General features: G+C 34.6%; 8 protein-coding genes. 4 read left to right on the forward strand and 4 right to left on the reverse strand.

The genetic code is table 11. The annotated features are described in order from the left end of the window. Positions 1-62: 62 nt before the first annotated feature. The 4 genes from CVULP_RS03315 to pheS are packed head-to-tail and all read right to left on the reverse strand — an operon-like array spanning position 63 to position 5,476. The gene (locus CVULP_RS03315) at positions 63-902 is read right to left on the reverse strand and encodes a 4-hydroxy-3-methylbut-2-enyl diphosphate reductase (RefSeq protein ID WP_099462506.1); all 840 of its coding nucleotides are present in this window, start codon (positions 900-902) and stop codon (positions 63-65) included. After that, positions 892-2,169, reverse strand: a complete 1,278-nt coding sequence (gene aroA / locus CVULP_RS03320) for a 3-phosphoshikimate 1-carboxyvinyltransferase (protein WP_099462508.1) — start codon at positions 2,167-2,169, stop codon at positions 892-894. Before aroA ends, CVULP_RS03315 begins: the two co-directional genes overlap by 11 nt. Continuing rightward, complete coding sequence (pheT, locus tag CVULP_RS03325; RefSeq protein WP_099507070.1) at positions 2,166-4,487, reverse strand: phenylalanine--tRNA ligase subunit beta; 2,322 nt, start codon at positions 4,485-4,487, stop codon at positions 2,166-2,168. The genes aroA and pheT overlap by 4 nt, the downstream gene beginning before the upstream one ends. Further along, complete coding sequence (gene pheS, locus CVULP_RS03330; protein ID WP_099462512.1) at positions 4,484-5,476, reverse strand: phenylalanine--tRNA ligase subunit alpha; 993 nt, start codon at positions 5,474-5,476, stop codon at positions 4,484-4,486. Before pheS ends, pheT begins: the two co-directional genes overlap by 4 nt. 117 nt (positions 5,477-5,593) lie before the next feature. Here pheS and CVULP_RS03335 point away from each other — a divergent pair, with 117 nt between their 5' ends. From CVULP_RS03335 to purH, 4 genes are read left to right on the forward strand one after another with little or no spacing between them, the layout of a single operon-like run. Beyond that, positions 5,594-6,355 carry a thiazole synthase gene (locus CVULP_RS03335; RefSeq protein WP_099462514.1) on the forward strand — a complete coding sequence of 254 codons (762 nt, stop codon included), beginning with the start codon at positions 5,594-5,596 and terminating at the stop codon, positions 6,353-6,355. Between the two features lie 13 nt (positions 6,356-6,368). Next, positions 6,369-7,880, forward strand: coding sequence for a hypothetical protein (locus CVULP_RS03340; RefSeq protein WP_099507069.1), 1,512 nt, complete (start codon positions 6,369-6,371; stop codon positions 7,878-7,880). Then, on the forward strand, positions 7,861-10,044 hold the full coding sequence (gene hypF / locus CVULP_RS03345) for a carbamoyltransferase HypF (RefSeq protein WP_099507068.1): 2,184 nt from the start codon (positions 7,861-7,863) through the stop codon (positions 10,042-10,044). The genes CVULP_RS03340 and hypF overlap by 20 nt, the downstream gene beginning before the upstream one ends. A gap of 44 nt (positions 10,045-10,088) precedes the next feature. Then, positions 10,089-11,621: a bifunctional phosphoribosylaminoimidazolecarboxamide formyltransferase/IMP cyclohydrolase gene (gene purH, locus CVULP_RS03350; RefSeq protein ID WP_099507067.1), complete on the forward strand. Its 1,533-nt coding sequence runs from the start codon at positions 10,089-10,091 to the stop codon at positions 11,619-11,621. Positions 11,622-11,649: the final 28 nt, after the last annotated feature.

The raw sequence follows: 11,649 nt of genomic DNA on the forward strand, positions 1-11,649 counted from the left end.
GTGCTAAATTTTATCTAAAAATTTGTTAATAAGTCTTAAATTTGCATATTTTTTCTAAATTTTTAAGAATTTTCTCTATTAAATTCTTCCAATCTTTCAAGCACTTTTTTAATGATCCAATCAGGTGTGCTAGCTCCAGCACTTACTCCGCAATGCTTTTTATCCTTAAACCATTCTGCTTTTAACTCTTCTTGAGTTTCGATTAAATAGCTATCTTTGCAATGCTGTTTAGCAATGAGAAAAAGTTGTTTAGTGTTGGCTGAGTTTTTACCTCCTACGACCACCATCACATCGCTTTTTTGAGAAAGTTCTAAAATGGCTTCTTGATTTTTAAAAGTGGCATCGCAAATGGTATTAAATACTCTAACCTCTTTGCATTTAAGTATTAAATAATTAACAATTTTCATAAAATTTTCCACTTTTTTCGTGGTTTGAGAAACGACAGCGATTTTACTTGGAAGTTTGATATTGTATAATTCTTTTTCGTCTAAAATCACATAGGCTTTCGTGCTAACATAGCTTTTTACTCCCTTAACTTCAGGGTGATTTTCATCGCCAAAAATTACGATCTCATAGCCCTCAGCACTCATTTTTTCGCAAAGTTGTTGAGGCTTAGTTACAAAGGGGCAGGTGGCATCGTAAATTTCTATGTCTCTTTTTTTAAGGAGAGCTAAGTCTTGCTTTGTGATCCCGTGCGTTCTTATGATAGCTTTTTTTTCATCACTTAAGTCGTTGATACTTTGTATGGTTTTAACATTAAAATCATTTTGCAAACGCGAGATTTCCTCATTATTATGAATAAGAGGACCTATACTAGCAGCGTTTTTAATTTGTTCAGCTTTTTTAATAGCTCTTTTGACACCAAAACAAAAGCCGTAATTTTTTGCTAATTCAATAATCAATTTGTGCTCCCAAATTTTCAAGTAATGCGATAAAATTAGGAAAAGAGGTCGCAATGCAAGAGCAATCATCTATCTCCATAGAGCAAACTAAGCCTAAAATGGCAAAACTCATAGCAATTCTATGGTCTCCAAAGCTTTCTATAAGCGTTGATTTTGGTGTGCCTCCTGTGATTTTAAAGCCGTCTTCTAATTCTTCTGCCTCAATGCCACATTTTTGCAAATTTGTAATCATAGCCTTGATTCTATCACTTTCTTTCACGCGAAGTTCCTTAGCATTTTTCAGCACACTTGTGCCATTTGCAAGAGCAAAAGCTATGGCAAGAGCAGGGGCTTCATCGATAAGCCAGGGGATATTTTCACTCACTTCTATGGCTTGTAGTTTGCTACTTGAGGCGTAAATTGTGCCAATTTGCTCGAAATTCTTTTCATCAAATTTATAAGAAATGTTTGCACCCATTTTTTCTAAAACCTTATAAGCTTCGATTCTCGTAGGATTTAAAAGAACATTTTTAATGCAAATTTGAGAATTAGGCAAAATGAGTGCGGCGAGGATAAAATAAAAGGCTGAAGAGGGATCATTTGGTATAGTGATATTTAGAGGTTTTAATGGCTTTTTAAGTGGAGAAATTTCAAGGCTTGTTTGCTTAATTTTCAGCGGCGCTTCCATAAAGCTCAACATATTCTCACTATGATTACGACTTAAAAAACTTTCTTTAAAATAACTTATTTTATCAGCTCTAAATCCTGCCAAAATCATTGCCGTTTTAACTTGAGCTGAGGAAATTTCACTGATATAATTAAAGTTTTTAAGCTTTTGTCCCTCTATGCAAATGGGTGCGAAATTTGCGTCTTCTCTTCCCATAATTTTAGCCCCTATTTCTCTTAAAGGCTCGCAAATGCGTTTCATAGGTCTTTTGTTAAGATACTTATCTCCACTTAAAACGAAAAATCCTGCAACCCCAGCTAAAAAACCTATCATTAAACGCATTGCTGTGCCAGAATTTCCACATTCTAAAATGCAAGTTGGCTCTTTAATTCTTGCACTAGGACTAATGCAAACTTCACTGCCGTTTCTTTCGACTTTAGCACCTAAATTTTCGATGATTTTGAGTGTATTGAGTGTGTCTTCTGCTAAAAGATAATTTTTTGCCGTGCTAGTTTTATCGCTTAAAAGTGCAAAAATGGCAAATCTGTGACTAATGCTTTTATCCGCTGCGACATTTTCTAACTCCGCTTTAAATCCATCTTTAAGAGCTTTGATTTTCATCTTAGTTTCAGCCCCAATTCTTCAAGGGCTTTTAAGATAGTATCTAAGCATAGATTAACCTCTTTATCCTCTAGGGTTTTTTCAAAGGATTTGAAGTTAAAACTTAAGGTTAAGCTGTATAAATCTTTCAAATTTTCATCACTATAAATGTCGATTAGTCTAAAATTCTCCAAAAGGTCAAGTTTGAGCTTTTGAATTGCTTCTTTGATGTTTTCATAAGGAAAATTTTTAGGTGCAAGTATGCTTAAATCTCTGCTAACCTTTGGAAATTTTGAATAAGGTTTAGCGGTTTTTGGCTCATTTTTTAACAATTTTAAATCAAGCTCACAAATATAGCTTTTAGCTAAATCTTTTTGTGTTTCTAAATTTAAATGCACACGACCCAAAAAGCCTATTTTTTGGTTATTTTTATAAATATAGGCTTGCTCATACGGACTTAAAAAGCTAAAATTTGAAGTTTTTAGCTCAAATGTTCCTAAAATATTTCTCATATCCAAAAGAAAATCGTAAAAATTGACTAAGGCGGGTTTAGCTTTATTTGCGATTTTCGCCTCCTCTTTAAAGCCGCTATGGATAAAAGCTATATGGTGCAATTCTTCATTTTTAGCGTTAAAAACAGCCCCACTTTGAAAGAGTTTAATAATTTTTTGCGAATTTTTTGCATTAAGACTTGCCGCGTTTAAAAGCTGGTTTAAAAGCGTGGAGCGTAGAGTGTTTAATTCTTCTGTTATGGGATTGATTAATTTTAAGCCTAGCTTATCAAAGCCAAAGATTTCAAGTTCTTTTTCATTGTCTAAGACATAATGCAAACTTTCAAAATAGCCGCTATTAACTGCATTTTGACGCAAATTTAAGAGTTCTTTGTAGTCTTTATAGCTTTGATTGAGATGATTTTTTTCTACAAATTCTAAGCCTTTTGAGATGATGTTATCAATTCCTATAATACGCACAATCTCTTCGCAAATGTCAAATATATTTTTAATATCGCTACGATGCAATGGCACTTTGATATTAATTAAGCCGTCATTTGAAAGCAAAAGCTCAAAGCCTAGTTTTTTAAGAATTTTCAAAATTTCATCTTTGTCTATATTTTGCCCTATGGTGTTGTTAATGGTTTCTATGCTGATGGTTATGATTTGTTCTTTTTTATAGTCTAAAACTTGCTGTGAGGAGCTATAAATCATAATATCTTGAATTGTCGCTATTTGTTGTAGCAAAAAGTCCATTCCAACACCCAGTTTAGGTTCGCTTCCTCTAAAACTTCTATAAAAAGTCTTTTCATCAACTTCTTTGTATTTTCCCTTACTTTGTGCGATTACGCTAGGGTCTGTGTAGTGTGCTTCTAGGATTACTATTTTTGTTTTTTCGTCGCATTTTGAATTTGCATTTTGATAAATTCCGCTAATGCTTAAAAGCTCTTCTTGGCAGCTAATTTTACTTTCGCCTTGCTCTTCTTTATCAAGGGTAAAATTTAGCTCATCATTATTTTTTTTAAGTTTATCAAAGTCATAAGCATTAAATAAAACCCCCGTTGAATGTGTAGCATAATTTAGCAAATTCTCGATAGGATTTTGACTTAAAAGTTCTGCTTGTGCAAGTCTTAGATTAATTAAAAGTTTATTGTGTAATTTTTCCTTAAGTTCGAAAGCTCTATACATAAGAAGGCTGTTAAGATCTCTCGTTACACCAAGTCTTAAAATACGCCCTATGCCAAGGGCGTTTTCGCTTTCTTTAAAATTTTTCTTTTCGTTTAAATCTAGTTCTAAAGCTACGGCTAAATCTCTAGCCACTCCATAAACACTAAGGCAATCGCCTCTATTAGGCGTCAGTTCGATTTCGATAAGCTCATCGTTAAAAATATTATAACTATTTAATTCTCTGCCTAGCTCAAGCTCACCCATACTCTCATCTAAAACTAAAATTCCCTCATTTGTTTTACCAAAGCCAAGCTCAACACTAGAACAAAGCATACCATTTGATTCTACGCCTCTTAATTTTGCCTTTTTAATTTCTAAGCCATTTGGCATTTTTGCACCATTTAAGGCTACGGCGACGAATTGATTTTGTGCGACATTAGCTGCTCCGCAGACGATTTGTAAAATTTCTGTGCCAATATCGACCTTGCAAACGCTTAATTTTTCAGCATTTTCGTGTTTTTCTTTTTCTACGACTAAGCCCACGACCACATTATTTGGAGCTTTTAAACTATAAGCTTTATCAACTTCTAAGCCTATGGAATTTAGAGTTTTAACTAAAAGTTCCAAGTTTTTATCATCAATATTAACCCACTCGCTTAACCAAGTTCTTGTAATTATCATCGAAATTGCTCCAGTAATCTTAAATCGCCCTCATACAAAGAGCGTAAATCAGGGATTTGATGTAAAAGCATTGCAAATCTTTCAACTCCAAGTCCAAAGGCATAACCGCTAACATTTTTATAATTCACAAAACCATAGACATTAGGATCGACCACTCCACAGCCCATCACTTCAAGCCAAGTGGTATTTTTACACACTCTACACCCACAACCCTTACAAAAAACGCAACTAATATCCACTTCCGCAGAAGGTTCTGTAAAAGGAAAAAAGCTAGGACGAAAACGCACCTTAACCTCACCGAACATATAACGCAAAAAGTCCTCCAAAACGCTTTTTAAATTTGCAAAACTCACTTTTTGACCATTTTCTACAACCAAGCCCTCGATTTGATGAAACATAGGCGTGTGTGTGAGATCAAAATCGCGCCTAAAAACAGCCCCGGGAGCTATCATTCTAATGGGCGGTTTTTGCGAAAGCATCGTGCGAATTTGCACAGGCGAGGTATGCGTGCGTAAAAGTCTCTCATCGTCAAAATAAAAAGTATCTTGCATATCTCTTGCTGGGTGAGATTTGGGTAAATTAAGAGCTTCGAAATTGTGAAAATCATCTTCGATTAAAGGACCTTTTTCAATGCTGAAATTCAGTGCGACAAAATATTCTATAATCTTATCCATCGTGCTTAAAACTGGGTGTAAAGCTCCTTTTTGTGCATTTTCATCAAAATAGCTAAAATGAAGAGCATCTTTTCGCATTTTTTCATCAAGTTCAAGATTTTGTAGAATTTTTAATTTCTCATCAAAAGCTTTATTAAAATCTTCTTTTAAATTGTTAATTTTAGCCGCAAATTCCTTTTTTGCTTCTCCCTCTAAATCTTTGAGTTTGGCAAATTGTGCTGTCAAACTTCCTTTTTTTCCTAACACAGCAATCCTAAGATTTTCCAGCTCACCTAGCGTTTTAGCTTTTTGTATTTCATCGATGAATTTTTGCAAATTTTTTCCTTAAATCACAATCTAAAGCCCTAATTTTACAAAAGTAAAGTTAAAACTTTCTTTTAAGCTTATGAATTAAGTCAAAATTTGCTATGATTTACAAAAACGGAGTTGAAAATGCAAGATCTTTTAAAAATCGGTCGTTTTGAATTTCAAAGTCGCTTTATTTTAGGTTCTGGGAAGTATTCTTTAGAATTAATTGATAGTGCGATTAAGGAGGCACAGGCGGAGCTGATTACCCTTGCGTTGCGTAGGGTTAATGCAAATGGTATAGAAAATATTTTAGATTTTATCCCTAAAAATATCACGCTTTTACCTAATACTTCAGGTGCTAGAAATGCAGAGGAAGCTCTACGCATAGCGAGGTTGGCTAGGGAGCTTTGTGGAGCGGAGCTGATTAAGATTGAAGTGATTAAGGATAGTAAATATTTGCTACCTGATAATTATGAGAGCATTAAAGCTGTTGAGCTTTTAGCAAAAGACGGCTTTACTCCCTTGCCTTATATGAGTGCGGATTTGTATGTGGCTAGGGCTATGCGCGATGCAGGAGCGGCGGCTATTATGCCCTTAGCCGCACCTATAGGGAGTAATAAGGGCTTATGTGCGAAGGAATTTATCCAAATTTTGCTTAATGAAATAAATTTGCCCATCATTGTTGATGCAGGGCTTGGCACTCCCGCTCAAGCTTGCGAGGCTATGCAAATGGGTGTTGCGGCTGTAATGTTAAATACGGCTTTAGCAGAGGCGAAAAATATCCCCCTTATGGCTAGAGCTTTTGCTTTAGCTGTGAAGGCAGGTAGGGCTGGATATTTGGCTGGTTTAGCTAGGGAAAATGAGGCTAGGGCAAGTTCGCCACTCACAGGCTTTTTAAGAGATTGATAAAGGATAGAATTTGACTTTAGAATTTAATTTTACTTATTTGGCAAATAATGAAATTTTTGAGTATCTTTTGAAATTTTATGCGAAAAATTATCATTTTGAATTCAAAAAAGAAGAGGAAAATTATACACTTAAAATAAGTGGTGAAGAAGAGGAATTAAAGGACTTTTGCGATATCTTATCTAAGATGAGTTATAGTGTGTTTTTAAAGGATTTTGAGGTAAAAGCAGCACAGGATTTTACCCCTAAAAAAAGTGAAGAAAGAGAATATCAAACATACGCCCTCTTAACGCATCTAAACGCTAATGCTTATGATAAAAATGGGTTTTTGTGTGAAAATGAGTGGGGCGTTTTTTGCGAAAGTGAGCTAAAAATAGGGAAAAATTTTGAAAGAATTACAAAGGAGAATTTTAATTTTTTTCTTGAAAAAAGTTTAAAATTACTGAAAAATCATCAGTCAATTTATCTTAAAAATCATAGCGGAATTTATGCCATTTCACTTTTTGCTAAGGATTTTAAGGGAGATTTTTTAATGCCTTGCAAATTAGAGGATTTACGCTCTATTTTTGTGTGCAATGACCAAATTTTAAAGCTTTTAGCAAGTGTGGAAAAGCCCTTAATTAGCCTTAAAATTAATGCTGTTTTTAGGCAAAAACACGCCTTAAATTTTAATGAATTTAAGGTCAAATTAGCCGATGATCTTTTTTTATATGCCTTAGGACTTAAATTTGAGGATAGCCATTTTTTAAGCTTTAAAAAACTGGAAAGTTTTAATGAAGAATTTGAACTTTTGAATTACGAAGAGAGACTTGTGGTTTTAAGAGGGTTTGATTTTGTAGCTAAGAGGGCTAGGGAGCTTATTTTTTCCAAAGAAGATAAGAATATGGCAAGACTTTCTTATCTTGCAAGTTTGGAGGGAGAAAATGCACTAATTTTAGAGCTTAGTGAAGATTATGAAGATATTTTACTTTTGAATAGGGAGCTTAATTTACTTAATTTAAAACTACCAAAACATAGCAAAGAACTTTATGAAGAGATAAGAAAAGATGAAATAGGTTCTAGACTTTTGACAAATTTTCAAAAAGAATTTGCCTTGCTTGATGAAGCCTTAGAAACGCAAAATAATTTTTTCTCGCTTTTTGGAATTTTAGGACGAATTTTGGACTTAAAGCCTACTTTAAAGGAAGCAGCTTTCGCACTTTTAGCTTTGGCTGATAGTGCGAAAATCCCACGTGGGGTGAAGATTGATTATCGCTTGAAGGAAAATAAGGAATTTGATTATACAAGAACGCTAAGAAGTGCGATGAGCTTTATGTTGGCAGGGGTTGAGAAAAATAATATTGCTTATGGAGCTGTGGAGAGTTTGGGTTATTTTTTACGCGATACTTACGATGATTTAAGAGAAAAAAAGCAAGTGGATAAAGCCCTTATTAGTGGCTCACTTTTTTCGCATAAATCCTTGCTTAAAATCACTCTTAAACATCTTAAAAACTCAAAATTAAGCGATGTGCCACTTTACATATAAAATAAGGCTTAAAGGCTTAGTTCAGGGTGTTGGAATGCGTCCTTTTATCTATACTCTTGCCCTAAAGCTTGGGCTTAAGGGTGAGGTTTTTAATGACGGCTTTGGTGTGCAAATTAAACTCAATGCTAGTGAAAATACCCTTAAGAGCTTTTTAGAGCTTTTAAGGCAGGACTTGCCCCCCCTTGCTAGGATAGATGAGCTTAAAATTACGCAAGAAAATTTCGAAAATTTTTTAAAATTTCGCATTGTAAATTCGCAGCAAAGCCCTAAAAAATCCCCACTTTTAAGCGATTTTAATTTGTGCTTAGAGTGCAAAAAAGAATTTTACGATGTTAAAAATCCGCGTTATCTTTATCCTTTTATTACTTGCACACATTGTGGTCCTAGGTTTTCAATTATTAACAATTTGCCTTACGACAGAAAAAACACTTCAATGCGTCATTTTGTAATGTGTGAGTTTTGTCAAAATGAGTATGAAAATCCTCTAAACAGACGCTTTCACGCTCAGCCTATAAGCTGTCCTAATTGTGCGATACCTGTTTTTTTAAAGGATAAAAATGGGGCGGTTTTAGCTTGTCAAAATGAGGCTTTTAAGCTTTGCGCTAAGTTTTTAAAAGAGGGTAAGATTGTGGCAATTAAGGGTTTGGGAGGCTTTCATTTGATGTGTGATGCTTTTAATGAAAATGCCTTAAAAGCCTTAAGAGAGCGTAAAAATCGTCCCTTAAAACCCTTTGCTTTGATGTGCAAAGATATAAAAGAAGCGAGAGCTTTAGCCCATATCAATCAAGATGAGGCAAATTTACTTACAAGCAAGGTTGCCCCTATCGTGCTTTTAAAAGCTAAAAAAGTTCCAGACTTAATTGCTCCAAATGTCGATAAGATAGGAATTTTTTTAGCTTATACTCCTTTACATCTCTTATTGTTTGAATATTTTAAGAGCGTTTTGGTGGCTACAAGTGCGAATTTAAGTGGGGAGAGCATTATTTATGAGGAGAATAGTTTGCGTCAAAAGCTGGGGGAAGTTTTTGATTATTATTTAGATTACGAAAGAGAGATTATAAATTCTAGTGATGATAGCATAGCACAAATTATCAATGGTAAAACGATGTATCTTCGCACTTCAAGAGCTTTAAATCCGCGTTATTTAAGCCTAGATTTTAGCAAGAGAAAAAAGCCCTTACTTGCACTTGGGGCGGAACTTAAAAATGAATTTGTGATTTTTTACGAAAATAAGCTTTTAATCAGTCCTTACTTAGGTGATTTAAAAAGTCTTGATGTAAGAGAGCGTTTTGAGAAGCTTTTGGGCTTTTTTAAGGAGCTTTATGACTTGGAATTTGAGGAGCTTTTGTGTGATAAGCATCCGCATTTTGATTATGTTAAAGATTTTAAAAAATGCGTTTTATACCCTATATCACATCATTATGCACATTTTTGTGCGGCGTATTTTGAGGCAGGTTTTAAGGGTGAGATTTTGGGTTTTATTTTTGATGGCACGGGTTATGGTGATGATGGGCGAATTTGGGGCGGCGAAATTTTAAAAGGTGATTTGGAGAAATATGAAAGAATAGGGCATTTTGAAAGCTTTAAGCTGATTAATGGCGATGTGAAAAATATCCGTAATTTAGCCTTAAGTGTGATTTTTCATTATGATCTAAAAGAGGAAGCGACAGAATTTTTAAGTAAGATACCAAGCATTAAGTTTAGAAATTTAGAAAAAATTTATGAAAATTCCACACTTTATACGAGTTCTTTGGGGCGTATTATTGATGCGTTTGGAAGCATTGTTTTTGACCTTACACATTCTTCTTACGAAGCACAAATTGGGCTAATGTGTGAGAAATTTTACGATAAAAAGCTAAATTTGACTTATAATTTTAGCTTTGAAAATGGCATAATCGATTTTAAAGAAGCGTTTTTGGGTGCTTTAAAAGATGATAAAACTAGGGCGGTAACGGGTTTTTTTAACGGCTTGGCAAATTGTATGCTTGAGCTTAGTGAGGGTAAAAAAGTGCTTGTGAGTGGGGGCGTTTTTCAAAATAAAACCTTACTTGAGCTTTTGCGAAAAAAGGGGCTTGATTATTTTGTCCCCTTAGAATTTCCTTGCAATGACAGCTCCATAGCACTTGGGCAAATGGTGCATTTTTTAAAATGTGCTAAGGATTAAATAAATTATTGTTTAATTTCACTTAGATTTATCGAGGAGAAAAAATGAGAGCATTATTAAGTGTGAGTGATAAAGAAGGCATAATCGAATTTGCTAAAGAGCTTGAGAATTTAAGCTTTGAATTACTTTCTACGGGTGGAACTTATAAGCTTTTAAAAGAAAATAATTTAAGCGTGGTAGAAGTGAGCGAATTTACAAATAGTCCTGAGCTTTTTGAGGGTAGGGTAAAAACCTTGCATCCTAAAATTCACGGCGGAATTTTACATAAAAGAATAGACGAAAATCATAAAAAACAAGCTAAAGATAATGGAATTTTAGGCATAGATTTAGTTTGCGTGAATTTATATCCTTTCAAAAAAACGACTATTATGAGTGATGATTTTGATGAGATTATTGAAAATATCGACATAGGCGGACCTGCGATGATAAGGAGTGCGGCGAAAAATTATAAAGATGTTTTAGTCGTTTGTGATGTTATGGATTATCAAAGTGTGATTGAGGCTTTAAAAAATGAAAGAAATGATGAGAATTTTCGCTTAAATTTGATGATAAAAGCTTATGAACATACAGCAAATTACGATTCTTACATAGCAAATTATATGAATGAGCGTTTTAATGGGGGCTTTGGAAAGCATAAGTTCATCGTAGGGCAAAAGGTTTTTGATACAAAATATGGGGAAAATCCACATCAAAAAGGTGCCTTATATGAATTTGATGCCTTTTTTAGCACACATTTTAAGGCTTTAAAGGGCGAGGCTAGTTTTAATAATCTTACAGATATTAACGCTGCTGTTAGTCTCGCTGCAAGTTTTGATAAGGCTCCTGCTGTGGCGATTATTAAGCACGGGAATCCTTGTGGTTTTGCTGTGAAAAATACCCTATTTGAAAGTTATGTCGAGGCTTTAAAATGTGATAGTGTGAGTGCTTATGGGGGTGTTGTGGCGATAAATGGGAAGCTTGATAAGACTTTAGCGGAAAAAATTAATGAAATTTATGTTGAGCTTATCGTCGCAGCTAATGTCGATGAAGACGCTTTGGCTGTGTTTGAGACGAAGAAGAGGATTAAGATTTTCACGCAGGAAAGCCCTTATTTGCTAAGAAGTTACGATAAATTTGACTTTAAGCATATTGATGGGGGCTTTGTGTATCAAAATAGTGATGAAGTGCGTGAAGATGAGCTTTTAAAAGCTAAGTGTGTGGGTGAAAAATGTGCGAGCAAGGAGGAGTTAAAAGATTTAGAAATCGCTCTTAAAATCGCCGCTTTAACCAAGTCTAATAATGTCGCTTATGTGAAAAACGGCGCACTTGTCGCCATAGGTATGGGTATGACAAGCCGTATTGATGCGGCTAAGGCGGCGATTCATAAAGCGTGTGAGATGAAGCTTGATTTAAAGGGTTGTGTTTTAGCGAGTGAGGCATTTTTTCCATTTAGAGATAGCATTGATGAAGCGGCAAAAGTGGGTGTGAAAGCCATAGTTCAGCCCGGAGGTAGCATAAGAGATGATGAGGTTATTAAGGCGGCAAATGAGTATGATATAGCCTTATATTTTACGGGTGTGAGACATTTTTTACATTGATAAATTTTTGAGTAAATTATTTATAATT

Origin of the sequence: Campylobacter vulpis (assembly GCF_014217995.1) — a bacterium.
GTDB lineage: Bacteria > Campylobacterota > Campylobacteria > Campylobacterales > Campylobacteraceae > Campylobacter_D > Campylobacter_D vulpis.

Bases quoted from the DNA above. Each gene is read 5' to 3' on its own strand.
- aroA (WP_099462508.1), bottom strand. From the start codon at position 2,169: ATGAAAATCAAAGCTCTTAAAGATGGATTTAAAGCGGAGTTAGAAAAT.
- pheT (WP_099507070.1), bottom strand. From the start codon at position 4,487: ATGATAATTACAAGAACTTGGTTAAGCGAGTGGGTTAATATTGATGAT.
- CVULP_RS03335 (WP_099462514.1), top strand. From the start codon at position 5,594: ATGCAAGATCTTTTAAAAATCGGTCGTTTTGAATTTCAAAGTCGCTTT.
- hypF (WP_099507068.1), top strand. From the start codon at position 7,861: ATGTGCCACTTTACATATAAAATAAGGCTTAAAGGCTTAGTTCAGGGT.
- purH (WP_099507067.1), top strand. From the start codon at position 10,089: ATGAGAGCATTATTAAGTGTGAGTGATAAAGAAGGCATAATCGAATTT.